We start from the raw sequence: 20,543 nt of genomic DNA on the forward strand, positions 1-20,543 counted from the left end.
CGCTGTAAGGCGCGATGGCACCGTGTTGTTGCGCAACTGAAATAGGCTGTTTTCCAATGAAAGATTTTCCCGTTTCGCCCGGCGAGATTCCGGCGGGACTATGGCGCAATCGGCGCTTGATCAGAGCGCTGACGCAACGTGAAGTGGCGGGCCGATACCGCGGGTCGGCAATGGGCATCGTTTGGTCGTTTGTTAACCCGGCGATCATGCTGGTGATCTACACAGTGGTGTTCAGCGTGATTTTCAAGTCGCGCTGGGGCGGTTCGACCAGCGGTTCGAAAGTCGAATTTGCATTGATCCTGTTCCCGGGCTTGATCGTCTTCAATCTATTCGCCGAGTGTTTTGGTCGGGCACCTGGTCTGATCTTGTCGAACGTCAATTACGTGAAGAAGGTGATCTTTCCGCTTGAGATCCTCCCTTGGGTGGCGCTTGGTTCGGCCTTGTTTCATGCATGCATCAGCATTCTCGTATGGCTCATCGCCTATTTGGCGTTTTTTGGCTTGCCGCATCCCACGTTTTTGCTGCTGCCGGTTGTGCTTCTGCCGCTCGTCCTGTTCGTTCTCGGTTTGATGTGGAGCTTATCCGCCCTAGGTGTCTATGTCCGAGATATTTCACAGTTTCTTGGGCTGATCACGACGTGTCTGATGTTCATGTCGCCGATCTTTTATTCCTCGGATGCATTTCCGGCACGCTTCCGATTTCTGTTGAATCTCAATCCTCTCAGTCCGGCCATCGAGGGCATCCGCGATGTGCTCTTCTGGGGAAAATTTCCGGACTTGGGACTCTTCTTTGCCTACTTGCTAGGATGTGCATTTGTCGCCTATATCGGTTTCGCCTGGTTTCAGAAGACCAGAAAGGGATTTGCCGATGTCCTCTGATACCGTGATCAAGATCCATGGCGTAAGCAAGTGCTACCAGATCTATAACAACCCGCGAGACCGGCTAAAGCAGTCGTTGTCGTTGCGTTTTCGTCGACTCACTGGGCGAAAGCCAAAGTTTTTTTACCGTGAATTTTGGGCGCTCAAAGACATCTCGATCGACATCAAGCGCGGCGAGACCTATGGCATCGTCGGTCGTAACGGCTCAGGTAAATCAACGCTGCTACAAATACTCTGCGGCACTGTGTCGCCGACTACCGGGACGGTGGAAACGTTTGGGCGCATTGCGGCGTTGCTCGAGTTGGGCTCGGGATTCAATCCAGAATTTACCGGCCGCGAAAACGTCAATATGTACGCGACCCTGCTGGGCTTAACGGCAGCGGAAGTCACATCGCGTTTTGCAGCAATCGAAAAGTTTGCCGATATCGGCGACTTTATTGAGCAGCCAGTCAAGACCTATTCTAGTGGCATGCTCGTGCGCCTCGCCTTCGCGGTGATCGCCCATGTAGATGCGGATATTCTCGTTGTCGATGAAGCGTTGGCCGTTGGCGATGCGGTGTTCACTCAGAAGTGTATGCGTTTTATCCGCGAGTTTCAGAAGCGAGGAACATTGCTGTTTGTCAGCCACGATATCTCGGCTGTTCAAAACTTATGCAAATCTGCCATTTGGCTCAGCAAGGGTCAGATGGTGAAGATCGGTACGTCGAAGGAAGTCGCGGAGGCCTACACACAGTTCACCTTTCAAGAAATCTACGGCGAGGAGCACAAGCTTGTCGCCGTGGCGCCGAGCGACGCGCCGGCCGCGTTGGCTTCTGCCGCAACTGCAACCGACGCCGTGTCGTCGCCTGTGGCGCCAGCGCCGACCGAGCCGGAGCCGGATCCCGCGGCCCCTGCGGCCATCGACTACGCAGCGCAAGCCGATGTGCGGGATAACGTGAGCGCGGCAAAAGGATGGCAGACAGGCAGCGCCAAGCTACAAAGTGTTTCGCTCTCTCGACTGACTCCGGGGCCGAAGCACGTTTTTGAAGGCGGAGAGCGCGTGCGCATGACGATTCGCGCCCACGCCGACGAAGCAATTGCTCGGCCGATTATTGGCTTTCTCGTGCGCGATCGCTTGGGTCAAGATCTCTTTGGCGAAAACACCTATATCAGCTCGCAACGTACGCCGATCGTCGTCGCTGCGGGCGACCGTTTCACTGCCACTTTCGACTTCACGCTGCCGATGCTGCCAAATGGCGAGTACACGGTCATGGCGTCGGTCGCGGATGGCGATATCTACGAGCAAGTACAGCATCATTGGCTGCACGACGCGCTTGTCATAACCGTCTCGTCAAGCAAAGTACGGTACGGTCTGGTCGGAATCAAATATGAGCGTGTGGAATTAAGGATCACAGATGAATAAGAAGAGCCTGCATCAGCTATACGAAGAACATCGCGGCAAGGTTTCCGATAAGTGGTCGTTATACATCAGCGAATATGATCGGCTATTTCAGCCCTATCGCGATGCGCCGATCAATTTTCTGGAGATCGGCATCCAAAACGGGGGCTCCCTCGAAATTTGGACGCGTTATTTCGATGGTGCGCAGAACTTGATCGGCTGCGACATCAACCCCGACTGCGCAAAGCTGACATATGAGGATCCACGCGTTTCCGTGATCGTTGGTGATGCCGACGATACGACGGTGCAGGCGCGAGTCCTCGCGCGGGCGCCAGCATTTGACATCATCATCGACGACGGATCACACCTGTCCAGTGACATCGTGCGCTCCTTCGCTTTGTACTTTTCGCAGTTGAAAGAAGGGGGGCTGTTCGTTATCGAAGACCTCCATTGCAGCTACTGGAAGGTGTTCGAGGGCGGCCTGTACGATCCCTATTCTTCTTGGTCGTTCTTCAAGCGTCTGACAGACGTGATCAATCATGAACATTGGGGCGTGGCGGCAGAGCGCAAGCAGATACTCGACGGCTTTGCCCGCGAATACCGCTGCGAGTTGCCCGAAGACCTACTGGCACAGGTACATTCGGTTGAGTTCATCAATTCGCTCTGTGTGGTCCGCAAAGCGCCTGCGGCTGCGAATTCACTTGGTACGCGGATTATCACCGGAACCCAGGCGCTGGTTGCCGACGGCATGGCGCCACTGAATGGCGCACAGTATAAGCTCGATCCCATTTTCGACGAGTCCATCAACCCGTGGTCCACGCTCGATACGCCACCGGACGAAGCGTATCTTGGATTGACGCGAAAGTTGGCGTCAGCCCAGCTTGATGTGAAGTCGTTCCGCGACGATATCGCGCGGCTGCAGCAGGAGATCGCGAACCTGAATGCTGCACAGCGCGAGATTCTGCGCTCGACGAGCTGGCGTATCTCTGCGCCGATTCGTTTTTTGGGAACACATGCGCGGCATCCCGCCCGCGCATTGCTCGGTGCTGCGCGTTTTACCAATCGGCGCTACAAACAAGCGACTGGCCGCGATCTTCGAGAAATCGTCTTGCCTGGAGCGCATGCCTTCTATCGCCGTTTCTTGAAAGGAACCCCGGCGGGGGAGAAGCTCTCACGTTATCTGCTGACGCGTGGCTTGGTGCGTGGCGAGGAACTGCAAGGTCCGGGCTTCTCTCGTCCGGCCGCGCCAGTCGTGCTGCAATTCGATCGCGCCCATGAAGCACTCGCGGTCGAGGCGAATTCGCATGAGCCGTATTTCCATTACTCGCCGCCGCTTAACACCGTCATCGACGACCAACTTGCGAATGTCTCGACGATCAATGTGCTGCTACCAAGCCAGCAGATGCGGCATATGTCGGGTGGTCCGAACACGGCGCTCCTTCTCGCGGCTTTGCTGGCAGAGAGGGGTGAGCGTGTTCGTATCATCAATACGGACGTCGAAAGCGATGGCAACGTCAACGCCTTGTATCGACACATGGACGTGCTGCTGCGCCGTCCCGTTGCACGTGAGCGCATCACCGTCGTCGACGGGTTTAATCGGGCGGTCCCGATGCCTATCGGCATACGCGATATATTCATCGCCACCGCCTGGTGGACTGCACAGATGGCGAAGTTCGCCGTCGGTCAAACGTTGCATCGTGAATTCATCTATCTGATCCAAGATTTCGAGCCGATCTTGCACGAGGGATCGACGTTTCAGGCGAGGGCGCTGGAGACCTACGGGTTGCCGCACATTCCGATCATCAACACGAAATTGTTGAAGGATTTCTTCGTCAAGGAATCCATCGGCCGCTATAAGGACAGCCGCTTCGCCGATAACGCGCTGTACTTCGAGCCGGCGCTGGACCGGGATCATTACTTTCCGGATGCGACAACGGATGGTGGCGTTCAGAAAAAAGTGTTGTTGTTTTATGCACGTCCCACTGTGGCAAAGCGTAACCTGTTCGAGATAGGTGTCGTGGCGTTGCGGCAGGCAGTGGCGGCCGGCGTGATCTCGGCCGAGCACTGGGACGTTTGGGCGATGGGCGAGAAAATCGAGCCTGTCGACCTCGGCAACGGCGTGTCCTTGAAGCCGCTACCCTGGCTAGATTTCGAGGCTTACGCAAAGCGCGTTCGAACTGCGGATGTGTTGCTGTCCTTGATGCTTTCGCCCCACCCGAGCTATCCGCCGCTTGAAATGGCGGCTTCCGGCAAGCTTGTGGTGACCAATCAGTATTCGGTAAAGTCGGCTAAGCGATTGAAGCAGATTTCACCCAATATCATTGGTGCCGACGCAACACCGCAGGCAATCGCGGCGGCCTTGCGCTTTGCTGCGAACCGGGTGAATCTCGGGCTCCCGGCCTTCGATCCGAGGGGCCAAGTGAGTTTCCCAACGGACTGGGACGACAGTTTCGCGCCGATCCTGCCTACGCTGATGCATCAGATCCAAGCGTTACGCAATCTGGCGGTTGACGACGATATGCCGACCGACCGACGGGCCATGCAATCGGGATTGCCGCTTGTCCCGCGGAGCGACTACGAACGTTTTCGCCTCGACCGTCTGGCACGTCGGCGATTAGATGGCCCCTATGTACAACAGCCCGGGTTGTTGAGCTTTGTCACGTCGGCTTACAACACGGCGCCGTCGTTCCTCGAAGCATTGGGGGCGAGCGTGCTGGGGCAGGACGGCGGAACGCAATTCGAATGGTTCATCCTTGATAACGGCACGACGGACGCTGCAAGTCGCGCGGCCCTGGCGGTGCTCGGCAAGCATCCAAGCGTCAGGCTGATGCGCGTCGAGGACAATCTCGGCATCATCGGCGGGATGCGCTATTGCTTGGAGCAAGCGACCGGACGGTATATCCTGCCGCTTGATTCTGACGATCTGCTCGAACCCGATTGCGTGCATATCCTGACGCGGACCCTAATCGAAAACGATTTCCCCGCGTTGCTGTACACGGACGAAGACAAATTGTCTGGCGAGCGTTTCGATATGCCGTACTTCAAGCCGGACTGGGACCCCGTCCTGTTCCTGCACTCTTGCTACATCGCCCACCTGTGCGCGATCGATCGAGAGAAGGCGCTGGCGCTCCAGCTTTATAACGATAAAGGATCAGAAGGTTGTCACGATTGGGACAGCTTCCTGCGCTTCAGTTATGCCGGGCACGTGCCGGTCCACATTCCGGAAGTGTTGTATAGCTGGCGCATGCACGAGCAGTCGACGTCGGGCAATATCGCGTCCAAGTCTTACATAACGGATTCGCATCGTAATACCTTCTTGCGTTTTCTTGCATCTCGGAACCTGCCGAATATCGAATTCGTCAACAGCCCCTTATTTGCGCATAACGTCGACTGGTGGTTCCGGCGCCGTCGGGAAAATCCGGCTTCGCTATTAAGCATACGGATTGGGGCCAATACTGCTGCTGTGGCTGCAGCGCCGGTCATCAAGGTCGCGACGCTCAATGCGAGCGAAGGTCTTGCGGGACTGGCGCGGATTGTCTCGGACTGTGATGCTGAATTGATTCATTTGATGGTCGACGGCGTCGAACCGGATGGCGATGAGTGGGCATGGGATGCCATGGCGTTGTTGGAACTTTTCCCTGACGCCGTGATGGTGGGCGGTATGGTTCACGACGGCCGTCATGTCGTTGATGGTTCGCGAGTCTTGGGCTATGGCGCCGGCGCCGATTGTCCGGATCGCGGCCGGGCGATCGAAGATCCAGGCTATGGTGCCCGTCTTTGGAAGGCGCACACGGCCTCGGCCTTGGGCGGATGGCACGTGGTCGTGCGCGCATCGTTCCTGCGCGACAGCGTGACCACGCTTGCAGGCGAGAACATCGAACTGGCGGCGCTTGGACTGTGGTTGTCGGGGCTGGCGAAAGTCCAGGGCAAGCGTGTCGTGTCGTCGCCATTCATGCGCGCGAAGGGGAGCGCGGCGTCGCTGCCCGCAGTGTCGCACGATCAGCTAGCGCAGTTCCTCTCTCGGTTTTGGTCCTGTGTTCCGGACCCTGTCTCTTATTCCGAGCGACTGGGACTCGATCCTGCCTACACCTATGTCAGCGTGGCACCAGAGGTGAATCAACGTCACCTGCTGTCCTTGCAGAAAAAGCTGCTTCCCTACGCGCGCTGGGCAGAAGCGACCTTTCCGCAGCGAAGTGCCCGTTACCCGGTAAATCACCCGTCGCCATCGATCGCCGTATTGACGACGGTGTACGAACGTACCGATATGGCGTTGCTAGACGCCCTGGGCGATGCATTGCGCGCTCAAACGTTGGCGCCGTCCCAATGGATCATCGTTGCGCACGGGCCAATAACGGAAGCGCACTTGGCGCATTTGCGCGAGCAGTCCGCGCAGCGTTGGCAAGCGACACTGATCGTCGAGCCGACTCCGCTGGGAATCATGGGTGCGATGTCGCGCGCTTTCGACGCCGCGACGAGCGATTATGTCGTTCCGGTCGACGCGGATGATTTGCTCACGGCCGATGCCTTGCAGATCCTGGCCCACACCATCGCTGCGGAAAAAATGCCGGCGTTGGTCTATTCCGATGAAGACCTTTTGGTCGATGGTGAGCCTGCGTCGCCTTATCTTCGCGGCGATTTCGATCCTATACTGAACCTGGAAAGTTCCTATATCTGGCACCTATGCGCCATTCGCCGGGACGCAGGCAAGCGCGCGGGGATCTATACGGACGCGGGGGCTACCTGGTGCCACGATTGGGACAGCGTGACGCGGATCGCCAATCTTGAAGAGCGGATCGTTCACGTACCGGAAGTGCTTTACCACTGGCGTCAGCATTCGTTGTCGACGACGAACAATGACACCGGCGATTCACGCTCACTGGATTCCGTCCGTGCCGTCTTGTCGGCGCAGATTGCACTGCAGGCCCATCCGGAGCACTTTGATGTCGCCGACTGGCCGGAGTCGCGTGGCGCGCGGGAATTGTATGTCGCACGACATGCTACGGCGCTCCCCGCGTTTGTGACGATCGACGAGCTAGCCAAGGCGTCGGACGAGGGCCTGGATCTGGCAGACGATACGATCGTCATTCAGGCAGACGACGGCTTGGTGATCGATCGCTCCAGTGTCTATGTCGAAGTCGCGCGGTTGTTCGAACTGCATTCGCAGCTTGGCGCGCTGGGTGGATTGGTGGAATTGCCGGATGGCACCTGCGTCGACGCCTGCTATGTCAGCGACGCCGCGGGTGATTTGACAACGCCCTGGCGGGGTGGTCGTCGGGGTCCCGGGCCATGGGCACTGCAACTCAAACCGCAGACCGTGGTCGCCACGGGCGACGCGCTGGCATTTTTCCGCCTGTCCGCGCTAAAGCAGTCCTGCATTGTGCCGTTCGCCGACGACGTCGTCCCCAACGCCGGACAACTATGCGCGCGTCTGATCGACGCGGGCCATCGCGTCGGATTCTCGCCCCTCGTACGGGCAACGTGCGGCGCGCATACACTGCTGCGCCCGGCGCGTTCGGAAATAGCGCTTACTGCGTCGGTGCCAAGGCTGGCGTTATCGCGTTATGGCATCAAGCAGGCGCATCGGTAAAAGAATCTGTGTAGGGAGGACGGGTACATGGACCACGATAAGCCATCGATAGCAGTATTTTATCTGGCGCGGGAAGCGGAGGGGCATGCCGCCCTGCAACGGTTTGCCGATTCCTACCGGCAACATCACGCCGGGGTGGCACATGTATTAGTTCCGATCTATAAAGGTTTCTCTTCGGCCGCCGCGTTGCAACGAGCGCGGGAGGTTTTTTCCGGATTGGCGTCCGACGAGGTGCTCCTAAACGACGATATGCTCGACATCGGTGCCTATATCGATGCCGCTTCGCGATGCAATGCGCGCTATGTTTGCTTTATGAACACGCACGCGACATTGCGCGCGCCTGGGTGGCTTTCGGCCTTATACGGTGCGCTACGAGGTGATGGCAACGTCGGTCTGGCAGGCATGCATGGCTCCTATGAAAGCCTTTATCTTTCATCGGCGTTGGTGTCCAAAGCGATTTGGCTCGCTTCTACCAAGCTACAGCCTTTCGACGCCGATCTGCTAGCGCATTTTCGTTTTGCCATTACGCCCGTCGTACCTGATTATGGGCAACGTCGACGTTCGGTACGGCAGGTATTGAGTGGCTTGCGCCGCGACCCTGAGAGCCTGTGGCAGAAGTTTTGGGACGAGCGGACGACGGCAGGGGACACGTACGGTTATTTAAGCGCATTCCCCCGCACTCTGCGTCCGCACATACGCAGTAATGGCTTCATGGTGCTACGGGAGACACTCTTGCGCCACTATCCGCGAATCGCGCCAACAAAAGAGGCCGCCTATGCATTCGAAAGCGGTCCGGAGAGTCTGTCAGATCTGGTGAAACGGGATCAACGCACTTTGGTGGTAGTCGGCACGGACGGTCGGACGTACGGCGAGGCAGCATGGCACAGCAGCAAAACGTTTCGTGCGCTCAGCACCCGACATTCTTTTCTTGACGACAATCAGACGCGCGCTTTTGCTGCCCTGTCGCCACTCGAACAGCAGACATTAATGATGATGACATGGGGCGTGTCATCAGACGGCCGCGCCAATGTGTGCGACCTGGGCTTCGATTTCTCGGTACCCGCCAGCATCGTAAATCAGGCGTTATCAGATCGAGCTTGATGCGTGCGTTCAAAAAACAATGCGAACAAACCCGGTACACCGATTAACAGTTGCGCGAGACCGAGGCAAACGGAAATACTGATGGCGTGTGTTGCCGATACGCCTGTCATACCTAAACCGGTAACCATGACGCCTTCGCGCAAACCCCAGCCTGCAAAAGACAAAGGGATAGCGGAAAGAAGCATGAGGAGCGGCATCAAGAAAATGGCGTCGCTCGCCAGCGTGATTGCGAATGCGCGTGCGATGCAGTATGTCGACAAGACGATCAACGCTTGCACGACGCAACTTAGCAGTAGGGTCAACGCGCCGCTCGGCATCGGTGCGAAAACAATCTGATGCAGCATAGTGAAAAGCGCCCCGACGGCGCGTGTAGGCCGAAAGCGCGATAAGTATCGCGCAATGCGATCTGCGCCAAGCCAGAGCAGGATAAAACACAGCGCTGTAACAAGATCGATGACGCCGACGACTACTTGTGCATGCGGTCCCGAATGAGGCGTAACGTACAGGAAAAACGGCAAGCAAACGGCCGCGATGCCGGCGAGATAAATCAAGGCGGAAAGGCGATCACTGAAGACGCTTTTTAATGCTAACGCCAGTGGCATCCGATGGTACCTCACCAAAAGCCATGCCCTGACCGCATCTCCTCCGACCGAACTCGGTAGCGTTTGATTGAAGAACTGCCCAATTAGCGTTAGCCGCATCGCTTGCATCGTACGAAGCGGTGCGCCGATAAGACCGCTGATTACGTGCCAGCGTCCACCGGTGAGCAGAAGTTGAACGAACATCAATACAACGGCCGCGACAAGCCAGCGCCGATCCACATTTGCCAGTTGGATGACGATCTGCTCGAAATTGATCTTACGAAATAAGATGAATAGGCAGCCGATCGTGACGGTCAATTTGACAAATAGAAGTGATGCTGTCGAACGTTTCACGGGTTCAGTGTCATTATTCTAAACATGCAGAGGAAAGAGTCGGACGTCCATCTCTTCTAGAATCTGAGTCGTTTGAAGAGTCGCCACGGAAGGTATTTGAGGACTGTTGTGACCGCGAGCCAATATCCAGGGTAGTAATGCGGTCCCCTATCACGGCTGGCAACTTTTATCGCGTGTTGCGCCACGCGTTGCGGCGATACGACCGGAAACAATAATTTTTTTCCGAACGTCTGCTGGGTGGCTACGTAGCCCAATTTGATGAAGTGGACGCGTATGCAAGAGCCGGTAGTCGCGTGGCGCAGGCTTTCAAAGAAGCTTTCCAATGCACGCTTTGCTGCAGAGTAGACGACATTATTACTTCTCCCGCGCGATGAAGCGATTGAGCCAAACCCTACAACTCGCGCTGCGGGCAACCGTCTGAGCTCTGGCAGCATCGCCGTGGTGACTGCAATGACAATGCCAAGGTTGACATTCAGCAAAGCGATAGTCGCCGCTAGGCTGACAGAATCGGCTGTATCGTCGTCCATGGACACGCCGATCGGAAAATAAAGACTATTGATATCGCCGAGCTGCCGGGCGACGGCAATAAGGCTCGTGACGCTCGCTTCCAATTGCCTCGCATCCAAGACGACGGTAACGACATCGATTCCAAATTGAAGGCGCAGGTGCTGCGCCTGTGCCGCGAGATCGCGCGCATCGGTGGCGGCGATCAACAGGGGGCTGCCTTGCGCCGCAAGCGCCTCGCTTAATGCACGACCGACACCGGCCGACGCACCCAAGATCATTGTTCTCATAAACCGAGTCGCTCCGACAACGTCGAACGGAACAACCTTTTTGCATCAAAGCCGCGCAGCGCCGCGCGGAAGGCATCCATTTCTGGGTAACACGCTTCAGCAACTTCTCGCGGCAGGCGGGAATCCTTGATGATGTTTGGCAAGCCACCAAATTCGACAAGGTGCATATCGAGGCACTGCAACAGCGGCTCCGCGTTCGGATGGCGCGGGAAGTTCAGTGCGAGACACACGCCGTCGCCACTGAAGCGAAGGCGCGACCTGGGACCAACGAACAGTTTTGCCGATGCGAGCGTGACTGGACAGGGTGAACGGACCAGTGCTGTTGCGATGGCATCGATAAATGCGGGAGCAGCGTCGTGGGGCAGCAACGCTTGATATTCATGGAATCCAGGCCGTCCGAACAGTCGGAAGTACGATTCGACCTGTTGCGCGGGGTACAGCGCTGCTTCCAGACCGATCAGACGGCCGCCTAGGCCGATCCTTTCCTGCTTTCGGCGATAGAGGTAATTTAACAAACGCGCACTGCTGTTGCCGAGCAAGTTGATTGGCAGCCTGGCTCGCGTATCTGCGCTGAGCGTCGAAGGCTTGCGCCGTAACAGCGTCATGTCAGCAGCTGTATCCGTCGCGACAAACTGGGCCTCGGTCAGATACCCCGAGCCGAACCTATCCCCTTTATTGATGAAATCATGCCAGGTGTAGCTGAAATCGGAACGATCAAGGGATGCGTGTAGCGCGGTAATGCCGGACTCGAAACGATCGAACGGCCTGGTGGTGAGTCTGACTGATTGCGACGGCATCGCTGCAGTATAAAGCCGGGCAGTGAGCAAGTGCCCAGTCAATCCGTACCCGCCACACGTCAGGTCGAACACGTCGGCGTCGGCGGCTCGCGATACTATGAGTTCCCCGTGCGCGGGGTGCCATAAGCGGACTGACTCGACCTGATGATGGAACGTGCCTTCCTTAGCGTGATTTTTGCCATGGACATCGGCTGCGATACAGCCGCCGATGGAAATAGCGCCATGTCCCGGTTGAATGCTCAGGTAACGCCCCTGTCGTTGCAGGAACCCGTGAAGCGCGGCCAAAGAAATCCCGCACTCGACTTCGACGATGCCAGTGAGCGGATCAAAATCCAAGACGCGATCGAATGCTAAATGACCAATACTGTCGCCGCCTTCGACGAAACTTGCTCCGGCATAGGACAGCCCCGCGCCACGTGCGATGCGCGACGATACAATCTCTGTATTCGACCAGAAGCGATAGCGATCCGGCTGCCGAAAATGGGCGGACGCACCGACGCCACCATCGAAACTGAGCATCGGGGTGGTCGCTACCGTCTTGCTGGATCGAGTGGGCGGTGAGGGGGGCGCCATATTAGGGGGTAGGGAGATGCGTGAACTTCCTATGTATATGGAAGTTTGGCCGGCCCAATGCATTTTTATAAGTTCGCGCCACGTACAGGGCGATGAACGATACCGCTCCCCCGAAGAAGGCACATGCCATCAACAGATTCAGCAATCCAAACCAAAGGCTGTTTGTCTCGATTTGGGCGATGCCGAGGATTGCTGTTAGACATAGCCAGAACGGGAAAACGTAAATAGGGATTCGCAATGGCAACGTGGAAGACGACAGAATGCCGGCGACAGCAAAAACGACCATGCGCGGAAGATTGTAATTGGTCTTTCCGGCAATGCGACGGTGTCTCCGGTACGCGATCCCGATACGATTGAATCCAACGCGCGATATCGAGCTCCGAATGAAGGGAAATGAGTTCCGATCCGCCACAATTGCCTCACGTACTTCTGCGGTGAAAAGCGAAAACTCGGCCATGTAGAGAATTATTTCGTCGTCCGCAACGCGGCGCACGATCCGGTAGAAAAGTTTGCGCGCCCCCTTCATGACACGGCCTTCTTCCCGATCGACCCGTTCGCCATAGACAATGTCGTGGCCCGTTTCGTGCAGCTTGACAAACTCGAGCAGCATTTCAGGGGGATCCTCGCAATCGACATCGATAAACGCTATCAGGTCGCCGGATGTGGTTCGAATGCCACTTTCAAGCGACCTTTGATACCCAACGTTGCGGCTCAATGTGATCACATAAATGTGGTCGAATTCAGCTCTCAGCTTCGCGATAGCACCATAGGTCCCATCCGTGGATGCATTGTTCAAGAAAACCAGGTGCACGCGATAGTGCTCGCGCAGCGCCTTGATGACGGGATGCATTCGCGCGAAAAACAATGGAACGACGTGTTCTTCGTTATAGACCGGGCAGAGGATGGTGATAAGTGGCAGCATTGCGAACCAAGCGAGTTAGTGTCCGTAGGCGCGATAGATGAAGCCAGCGCGCGTGTCATGGCTTTGCCACACGGCGAGCATGTCGTGTCGAAGCGGCTGATACGAAATCTCTAAGGTGAGATGCATACCCTTGACGTTTTCCAATGAAGCGAAGCGAAATCCAATAAATGTATTATCGGCGATCGAATCGGCGTTGATTGTTGTTTCACGTATCTCATAGCCGTCCTCGCTTAGGATACGCAGCGTGACAGTCCCGCTTGGTGTCGTTCCATAGTTCGACATGAATACGTCTACGGCGGAAAGCTGGTTGGTCGCGACGGTGATGTTGTTGTCTACCGGTGCGGTGAGGGGCAATGGCTGTGCATTGGCTTGCGCTACGCTGACGTAAGGTAAGCGCGTGTCGGCCGGGCTGCAGGCCAATCCGTGGCAGGCATAGCTGGCCCAGGTAATCTTGATTTCCTGGCCATATTCGTCCGGATTCGGCGTTTCGAAACGAATAGCCTCCACGCTTCCTACCAATGGCGCTTGGTTGGACAGCATGTCGTAAAATTGTTGATAATTTTCGATCAGTGGGCTAGCCCATACGCCATCTGCAGCATGTGTCGGCATTAGACGATAGCGTCTCTCCGTGCCATCCGACAGGGAATACACAATGTCGATAGGACTGAGCCGAAATAAGAGGTTCTTAATCTTTGAAAGAAACGGGGTCTTGATGTCGACTTTCGCATAGAGGATGGCTGAGGCGGGCAGCGTCGGCAGCGCGACAGCTTTATTCCAGCCTGTCGCAACCGTCCCCTGAAGCGTGAGGGCTGACAGCCGAGGCGAAACGGCTGGCGAATATTTCAATATGCCGACTGGCGCCTGGCGCTGGTCCGACTCGAAATACGCGGGGGAATAGTCGTTGATAATGCGCGGCAGGGTGATCGGATCATCGAAAAATTGATGCCGATCATCCACGCCGGAGGTCGAGCCTAACGAGTCGTGATAAGTCAGTAAAAACGCTGGACGCCGATTCGAGGAAAAGAAATCGGCGTTCAGGCGGTCCAACGTCGATGTAAAGGCGTTGAAATGCTGAAAAACCGGTTTGGGGTCGTAAAAGAGTGTCCGGTTCGCAGCAATCAAGCCGAGATCGGATGAATAGACGTCGACTGGTGCGCCCCCGATCAGAGCCAATGCCGCGGGCGTTAGCTGATAATTGACCAATTGTGTTGCTGAGTGGGCGGCGATTTCAGCTTTGTACCGTTGGTAGTGGACCAATCGTTGCAGTGAATTCCACGTTGGAAATGCTTCGTCACGTACGCCTCCCATCGATTGCAAGGCGAATTTCGAGAAGATGGGAGCACGCCCCGTGGCAATGCCCGAAGACTTCAACCCTTCGTTTTGCGTAAAACAAAGCATGCCCAATAACAGCGCCATGACGACGTCACCCATGACGCCATGCGAGGATGGAACACTTCGCTGAATAGGGACAGAGGCAGACGTCGGTCCGCTGCTCGCTGAATTTCCGTCGGTGAACCGGATCAGAACCAACGTCAGGCCGAGGAAAAAAGAGATACTGATGAGGGCCAGTATATGGCCGTCGTATCGCACCACGCCGTGTTTCCATCCCATGAACAACGTGCATGCCGAGACAAGGGCCGCGTGCGCAATTTTGGCCTTCTGGGAAAGCTGGCACGTCATCGCAAGTACGATAGCTATGCTCGCCAAGAACCAGAGCAAACTGTCCCATTCGAGCTCACGCGCTCGGCTCATCGAGACAGAATAGCCGGAGACGATCTGCATCGATGTCGTGAGATAGGGCCAGATGCTCGACGGCTTGTTCTGCAGCAAGACCCAGACAATGACGAAGCTTCCCGCGACGGCGAGCGCGGCAGTGACTGCATTGCCTGCGATCCGCTTAGCTTTGAACGGGACGAGGCAACTGACCGCGATCATGGCTGTACATTCGATGCCGATCGGGAACCGGAGCATGGCGCCGATCGAGGTTAATACGCCGGCGGCAATAAGACTGTTTCGACGGTATTGCGTATCGAAAAACACCAACAACAAGAAGATTACTGTACATGTGATCGCTCTTTCCTGATCAATATAGCGCACGAAGACAAATGTCAGAAGAAACAGCGCTCCCGTGACGGCGAGATTCCCACTGCTTTGAACTTTGTGCGCCAGTAGCAACGAGACAACCGAAAACAGAACGATCCAAAACGCATAGGAAATAATAAGATGATGTCCTATGTCTTCGGTCCTAAGCAAAAATCCGAGCGGTCCATAGGTATATATCAGATCGGTGCCAAATTGGAGACCACCGAATGCAAAGCGATTCAGCGTGTAGGGAAAGGAGCCGTCGATGCCCGTAACCGTCTGGACAGCAATGTTCGGGAGCATTTGAGAGAAGAAGGCCAACGCCATCAGGCCCCACATTGCAAATGCCCGGCGGCTCGGAGATGCGATCATGTATAGGATATAAGGCGGATGAGGGTAATTTTGGGGTCCGTGGTGACCCTCCAATGTTATGGCGACCTCATAGTACCTGTCGTCGATCCCCGGTGCAAAGGAAGAGAAAGGCGGCAGGCAGCTTGCCAGATGAAGCTGTGTATGCTAGCCGCTCAAACCGAAAAAATAATCTGAGCGTCAAGCGAAAAATTTTACAAATATGTCAAGCGAGAGGCGCGACGCAGTGGTGCCTGTTATCGGCCTGAGGCATTTCCTCCAGTCCCTAAAGTCAAGTACACTACGATCGATGGCACGCAGGGTCTTTTGTCAATAGCCTCGAAGACGACAGGGAAGCGGAGCGAATCCGAGATACCTCTGGTTGACCGTGGGCAGAAATAGCGATTTAAGTTTGGCCCAGTTTCTTGAAATTTTTGACATCTTTTCGCTTATGAAAGCCGTAATCCTTGCGGGTGGTCTCGGCACCCGGATCAGTGAAGAATCGCATTTGAAGCCCAAGCCGATGATCGAAATCGGCGGCAAGCCTATCCTTTGGCACATCATGAAGATCTATTCCCACTACGGAATCAACGACTTCGTGATCTGCCTTGGCTACAAGGGATATGTGATCAAAGAGTACTTTGCCAACTACTTCCTGCACATGTCGAACGTCACGTTCGACATGTCGTCGAACCAGATGGAAGTGCACGAGCAATATGCGGAGCCCTGGCGCGTCACGTTGATCGACACGGGGGCGGAGACGCTGACAGGCGGCCGCTTGAAGCGGGTTCGTGAGTACTTAGGCGACGAAACCTTTTGCTTTACTTATGGTGATGGCGTCACCGATCTCGACATCAAGAAGACACTCGCGTTCCATCGCGAACACGGCAAGCTGGCCACGGTCACGGCGATTCAGCCGCCGGGCCGATATGGCGCGCTGCATATCGAGAAGGATGCAGTCTTAAATTTCCAGGAGAAACCGGCCGGCGACGGTGCCTGGATCAACGGTGGCTTTTTCGTGCTAGAGCCGTCCGCTATAGATCAAATCACCGGTGACGATGTGATGTGGGAAGCCGCACCGCTGCAAAACCTTGCGGCGATGGGGCAGTTGGCCGCCTACCAGCACGATGGCTTCTGGCAGGCAATGGACACTTTGCGTGATCGGAACCACCTCGAGGATTTGTGGCGAACCACGCCGCCTTGGAAGGTGTGGAAGTGACGCAATTCAGTAATATTTACCGGGGTCGGCGCGTCATACTTACGGGCCATACCGGCTTCAAAGGTAGTTGGCTGGCGCTCTGGCTACAACAGCTTGGCGCCGAGGTCACGGGTGTTGCGCTGGCCCCCAGCACGGTGCCGAGTCACTGGGCGTTGCAGCACTTGCCGATCGATGAACATATCGTCGATATCCGTGATGCGGACGCCATGGCCCGAATCTTCGCGGCGGTGCAGCCGGAGATCCTATTCCATCTCGCGGCGCAGCCGCTGGTTCGTCGGTCCTATGTCGACCCAGCGGAGACCTGGTCGACCAATGTCGTCGGCACGTGCAACGTGCTCGATGCATGTCGCAAGGCAGGTGGCGTCCAGGCGATCGTCAATATCACGACTGACAAGTGCTACCAAAACAATGAGTGGTTGTGGGGCTATCGTGAAACCGACCGGCTCGGTGGACATGATCCTTACAGTGCGTCGAAAGCGGCGGCTGAACTGCTATCCGCGAGCTATCGTGCGTCCTTTTTCAACGACCCGGCTGGCCCGTTGCTGGCAACGGCACGTGCCGGCAATGTGATCGGCGGCGGTGATTGGTCAGTCGACCGTTTGATTCCCGACATGGTGCGCGCGGTCGAGGCAAATGGCAGTCTCGAAATTCGCTCGCCGCGCTCCACGCGACCGTGGCAGCACGTGCTCGAATCATTGAGCGGTTATCTACTGCTTGGACAGCATCTTCTAGAGCGAAAGGCGGCATTCGCGGACGCATGGAATTTTGGCCCGGAAGCGATCGGCAATCGGACTGTTGAGGACGTGTTGTCCCGATTGGCGGCCCTGTGGCCAGCAGTCCGTTGGCATATGACGAGCCAGGCGCAGCCGCATGAGGCGCATTTGCTTTCGCTTGATAGTACGAAGGCGCATCGTGTTTTGGGTTGGCAGCCGGTATGGGGCTTCGAGGAAGCGTTGCGTCATACGGCAGACTGGTATCGCGCCTTCGTCGAATCGCAACAGGTCCTTAGTGCCGAGCAACTGCGTCAATACGGCGCTGACGCTGCGGCAGCCGGCGTATCATGGTGCACGCCATGAAAACCTCCGAGTGCCGCCTGCCAGGCGTCTTTGTCGTCGAGGCAAGCCCGTTTGCCGATCATCGTGGCAAATTTCAGCGCGTTTTCTGCGATCAGGAATTGCAGGACGTCATTGGTGCGCGCAGCATTGTGCAGATCAACCATTCGCAAACGGCGAGCGTCGGGGCGGTGCGAGGGATGCATTACCAGCGCGCACCACATGCCGAAATGAAGTTGATTCGCTGTTTGAAGGGCCGGGTATGGGACGTTGCGGTCGATCTTCGTGCCGGGTCGCCGACCTTTTTGCAGTGGCATGCGGAGGAGTTGTCTTTCGACAATAACAAGATGTTTGTTATTCCGGAGGGCTGCGCCCATGGTTTCCAGGTTCTGGAAGAAAACAGCGAGCTGCTCTATCTCCATACAGCGCGTTACACTACCGATGCTGAAGGAGGCGTGCGATACAATGACCCGATGTTGCAAATCGCCTGGCCTTTGCCGATAACGGATACGTCACGACGGGACGAATCCCATCCACTTTTGTCTGCCACATTCCCTGGATTATCTGTATGAATTGCCGTCATTGCCAAACGTCCCTTAAGAACGTTTTTCTGGATCTGGGGTTCGCACCGCCATCGAATGCCTACCTCGCAAAAGCAGACCTTCAGGCGCCGGAAACCTACTTTCCGTTGAAGTTGTTCGTCTGCGAAACATGCTGGTTGGTGCAGACGGAAGACTATGCGCGTGCAGATGAGCTGTTCCGCACCGATTACGCCTACTTCTCCTCGGTGTCACATAGCTGGTTGGCGCACGCCAAGCGCTACGCCGACATGGTGATCACGCGTTTCAACTTGGGTCCGCATAGCCTGGTGATTGAGGTGGCGTCTAACGACGGTTACCTGCTGAAGAACTTTGTTGAGACTGGCATTCCCTGCCTCGGTGTCGAGCCGACGAACAGTACGGCCGACGCAGCAGAAAAGCTAGGTGTGCCGGTAACGCGCGAGTTCTTTGGCACAACGCTTGCGCAGCGGCTGGTCGAACAGGGCAAGCAAGCGGATCTGATTGCCGGCAACAATGTTTATGCGCACGTGCCGGATATCAATGATTTCACGGTTGGACTGAAAACGGCGTTGAAGCCGGGCGGCACCATTACGCTGGAGTTCCCGCACCTGCTGAAGTTGATCGAGCAGACGCAATTCGACACGGTGTACCACGAGCACTTCTCCTACTTATCGCTGCACGCGGTGTCGTCGATCTTTGAAAAGGCCGGTTTGCGGGTCTGGAGCATCGACGAAATCCCGACGCACGGTGGTAGCTTGCGTGTTTATGGCTGTCACGCGGACGACGCGCGCGCCAATGACGCGTCCGTGCAGAAAGTACTGGCGGATGAAGTCCGTGGCGGTTTGACGAATCTGGACACTTATGCGGCGTTTCAGATTCGTGCCGACGAGGTCAAGAATGGGCTATTGCGCTTCCTGCTCGAGCAGAAGCAACAAGGCAAGTCGGTTGCAGCCTATGGCGCTGCGGCAAAGGGCAATACACTGCTGAATTATGCGGGTGTGAAGCCCGATCTGCTGCCGTTCGTCTGCGATGCGGCGCCGTCCAAGCAGCACAAGTTCCTGCCCGGAAGTCACATCCCGATTCTGCCGCCGGAGCAGTTGCGTCAGGTCAAACCCGATATCGTCTTGATCATGCCCTGGAATATTGCCGATGAAGTCGCGCAACATCACGGCTATATCGCAGAGTGGGGCGGCCGTTTCGCGGTCGCCGTTCCTTCTATTCGTTTGCTGTAGTTGACGATCCGGGACGAAAAACGCATTTCTCGATCACAACGGTCACCGCATGACACCATGGCGCTGGAGCGAAAGCTTCGGCGCCATGGCGCATGCGCGTTGAAACAATGAAAATCTTGATCACAGGCGCCAACGGTTTTGTTGGAAGATCGTTGACACGGGTCTTGTTGGATGCGGGGCATCAGGTCGTCGGACTGACGTCGCGTCCGTTCGACGGCGATCCTGCGCTCGTACAACGCTACAGTCCGGCACGCGACTTCATCGATATCGATCAATGTTGGCCTCACGACGATGCGGTCGACTGCGTCGTGCACCTTGCCGCGCGCGTCCATCAACGCGAGGAAGCACGTCAATCGTTCGACACGCGGCTTGCCGCTTATCGCGAAACGAATGTCGAAGGAAGCCTTCGGGTTGCGCGCGCTGCATGGAAAAACGGGGTGCGGCGTTTGATCTTCGTCAGTAGCGTCAAGGCCATGGGGGAGTCAGAGCCTGGCTACCCTTCTCACGCATGGTCTGAGCGAGACACACCGATGCCGGTGGATCCTTATGGCATTTCCAAGGAGGAAGCGGAGCGAGCGCTTTTGTCACTTGGCCAGAACACGCGGATGGAGGTGGTCGTCGTCCGGCCTCCCTTGGTTTATGGACCCGGCGTACGTGCCAACTTCTTGCAATTGCTGCGTGCCGCGACATCGGGCTTGCCCTTGCCGTTCGGCGCTATCACTGCGCGGCGTAGCATGATTTATATCGGCAACCTGAGTGATGCGATCGCCCGATGCTGTACCCATCCGGCTGCCGCCGGACAGGTTTTCAACGTATCCGATGGCGTCGACGTCACGGTCCCGGAGCTAATCACCGATATTGCTCGCTTGCATGGCGTGCGCGTGCGTTTGTGGCGCTTACCGGTGTCGTGGCTGGAGCGCATCTGCCGGCTTGCGGGACGAGCCGATCAGGTACAGCGCCTCGTTTCGCCATTACGGGTCGACACGACGCATATCCGTCTTACCCTTGCCTGGGTGCCTCCGTACACGGTTACCGATGGCATTCGCGCCACGCTGGCGGCGGTCACGGCCGGAACGAGACATTAA

14 protein-coding genes are annotated in these 20,543 nt (G+C 56.5%); 9 read left to right on the plus strand and 5 right to left on the minus strand.

Features of this window, described 5'->3' with window-relative positions:
• Positions 1 to 56: 56 nt before the first annotated feature.
• From SJQ66_RS19455 to SJQ66_RS19470, 4 genes are read left to right on the plus strand one after another with little or no spacing between them, the layout of a single operon-like run.
• A complete protein-coding gene (locus tag SJQ66_RS19455) occupies positions 57 to 878 on the plus strand; it encodes an ABC transporter permease (protein ID WP_320535189.1) in 822 nt (273 codons plus the stop codon).
• Positions 868 to 2,280 carry an ABC transporter ATP-binding protein gene (locus SJQ66_RS19460; RefSeq protein WP_320535190.1) on the plus strand — a complete coding sequence of 471 codons (1,413 nt, stop codon included), beginning with the start codon at positions 868 to 870 and terminating at the stop codon, positions 2,278 to 2,280. Before SJQ66_RS19455 ends, SJQ66_RS19460 begins: the two co-directional genes overlap by 11 nt.
• Entirely contained in the window at positions 2,273 to 7,843 is a 5,571-nt protein-coding gene (locus SJQ66_RS19465; RefSeq protein ID WP_320535191.1) for a rhamnosyltransferase WsaF family glycosyltransferase, read from the plus strand. Before SJQ66_RS19460 ends, SJQ66_RS19465 begins: the two co-directional genes overlap by 8 nt.
• Before the next feature lie 27 nt (positions 7,844 to 7,870).
• Positions 7,871 to 8,944: a hypothetical protein gene (locus SJQ66_RS19470; protein ID WP_320535192.1), complete on the plus strand. Its 1,074-nt coding sequence runs from the start codon at positions 7,871 to 7,873 to the stop codon at positions 8,942 to 8,944.
• On the opposite strand, the gene SJQ66_RS19475 is transcribed toward SJQ66_RS19470, so the two are convergent.
• From SJQ66_RS19475 to SJQ66_RS19495, 5 genes are read right to left on the minus strand one after another with little or no spacing between them, the layout of a single operon-like run.
• Positions 8,920 to 9,879: a lysylphosphatidylglycerol synthase transmembrane domain-containing protein gene (locus SJQ66_RS19475; protein ID WP_320535193.1), complete on the minus strand. Its 960-nt coding sequence runs from the start codon at positions 9,877 to 9,879 to the stop codon at positions 8,920 to 8,922. The two genes, SJQ66_RS19470 and SJQ66_RS19475, sit on opposite strands and share 25 nt — an antisense overlap.
• A gap of 56 nt (positions 9,880 to 9,935) precedes the next feature.
• Positions 9,936 to 10,658, minus strand: a complete 723-nt coding sequence (locus tag SJQ66_RS19480; RefSeq protein ID WP_320535194.1) for an SDR family NAD(P)-dependent oxidoreductase — start codon at positions 10,656 to 10,658, stop codon at positions 9,936 to 9,938.
• A gap of 11 nt (positions 10,659 to 10,669) precedes the next feature.
• On the minus strand, positions 10,670 to 11,989 hold the full coding sequence (locus SJQ66_RS19485; protein ID WP_320535195.1) for an FAD-binding protein: 1,320 nt from the start codon (positions 11,987 to 11,989) through the stop codon (positions 10,670 to 10,672).
• A gap of 55 nt (positions 11,990 to 12,044) precedes the next feature.
• Positions 12,045 to 12,965: a glycosyltransferase family 2 protein gene (locus tag SJQ66_RS19490; RefSeq protein ID WP_320535196.1), complete on the minus strand. Its 921-nt coding sequence runs from the start codon at positions 12,963 to 12,965 to the stop codon at positions 12,045 to 12,047.
• Between the two features lie 15 nt (positions 12,966 to 12,980).
• The gene (locus SJQ66_RS19495) at positions 12,981 to 15,386 is read right to left on the minus strand and encodes a hypothetical protein (protein ID WP_320535197.1); all 2,406 of its coding nucleotides are present in this window, start codon (positions 15,384 to 15,386) and stop codon (positions 12,981 to 12,983) included.
• 460 nt (positions 15,387 to 15,846) lie between these two features.
• Here SJQ66_RS19495 and rfbF point away from each other — a divergent pair, with 460 nt between their 5' ends.
• The 5 genes from rfbF (at position 15,847) to SJQ66_RS19520 (ending at position 20,543) form a co-directional block, all read left to right on the plus strand.
• Complete coding sequence (gene rfbF / locus SJQ66_RS19500; protein WP_320535198.1) at positions 15,847 to 16,614, plus strand: glucose-1-phosphate cytidylyltransferase; 768 nt, start codon at positions 15,847 to 15,849, stop codon at positions 16,612 to 16,614.
• Positions 16,578 to 17,690: a CDP-glucose 4,6-dehydratase gene (gene rfbG, locus SJQ66_RS19505; RefSeq protein WP_320535199.1), complete on the plus strand. Its 1,113-nt coding sequence runs from the start codon at positions 16,578 to 16,580 to the stop codon at positions 17,688 to 17,690. The genes rfbF and rfbG overlap by 37 nt, the downstream gene beginning before the upstream one ends.
• On the plus strand, positions 17,687 to 18,238 hold the full coding sequence (gene rfbC / locus SJQ66_RS19510; protein ID WP_320535200.1) for a dTDP-4-dehydrorhamnose 3,5-epimerase: 552 nt from the start codon (positions 17,687 to 17,689) through the stop codon (positions 18,236 to 18,238). The genes rfbG and rfbC overlap by 4 nt, the downstream gene beginning before the upstream one ends.
• Positions 18,235 to 19,458: a class I SAM-dependent methyltransferase gene (locus SJQ66_RS19515; RefSeq protein WP_320535201.1), complete on the plus strand. Its 1,224-nt coding sequence runs from the start codon at positions 18,235 to 18,237 to the stop codon at positions 19,456 to 19,458. The genes rfbC and SJQ66_RS19515 overlap by 4 nt, the downstream gene beginning before the upstream one ends.
• Positions 19,459 to 19,565: 107 nt before the next feature.
• On the plus strand, positions 19,566 to 20,543 hold the full coding sequence (locus SJQ66_RS19520; protein WP_320535202.1) for an NAD-dependent epimerase/dehydratase family protein: 978 nt from the start codon (positions 19,566 to 19,568) through the stop codon (positions 20,541 to 20,543).

Source organism: Robbsia andropogonis (assembly GCF_034047095.1).
Classification (GTDB): domain Bacteria; phylum Pseudomonadota; class Gammaproteobacteria; order Burkholderiales; family Burkholderiaceae; genus Robbsia; species Robbsia andropogonis.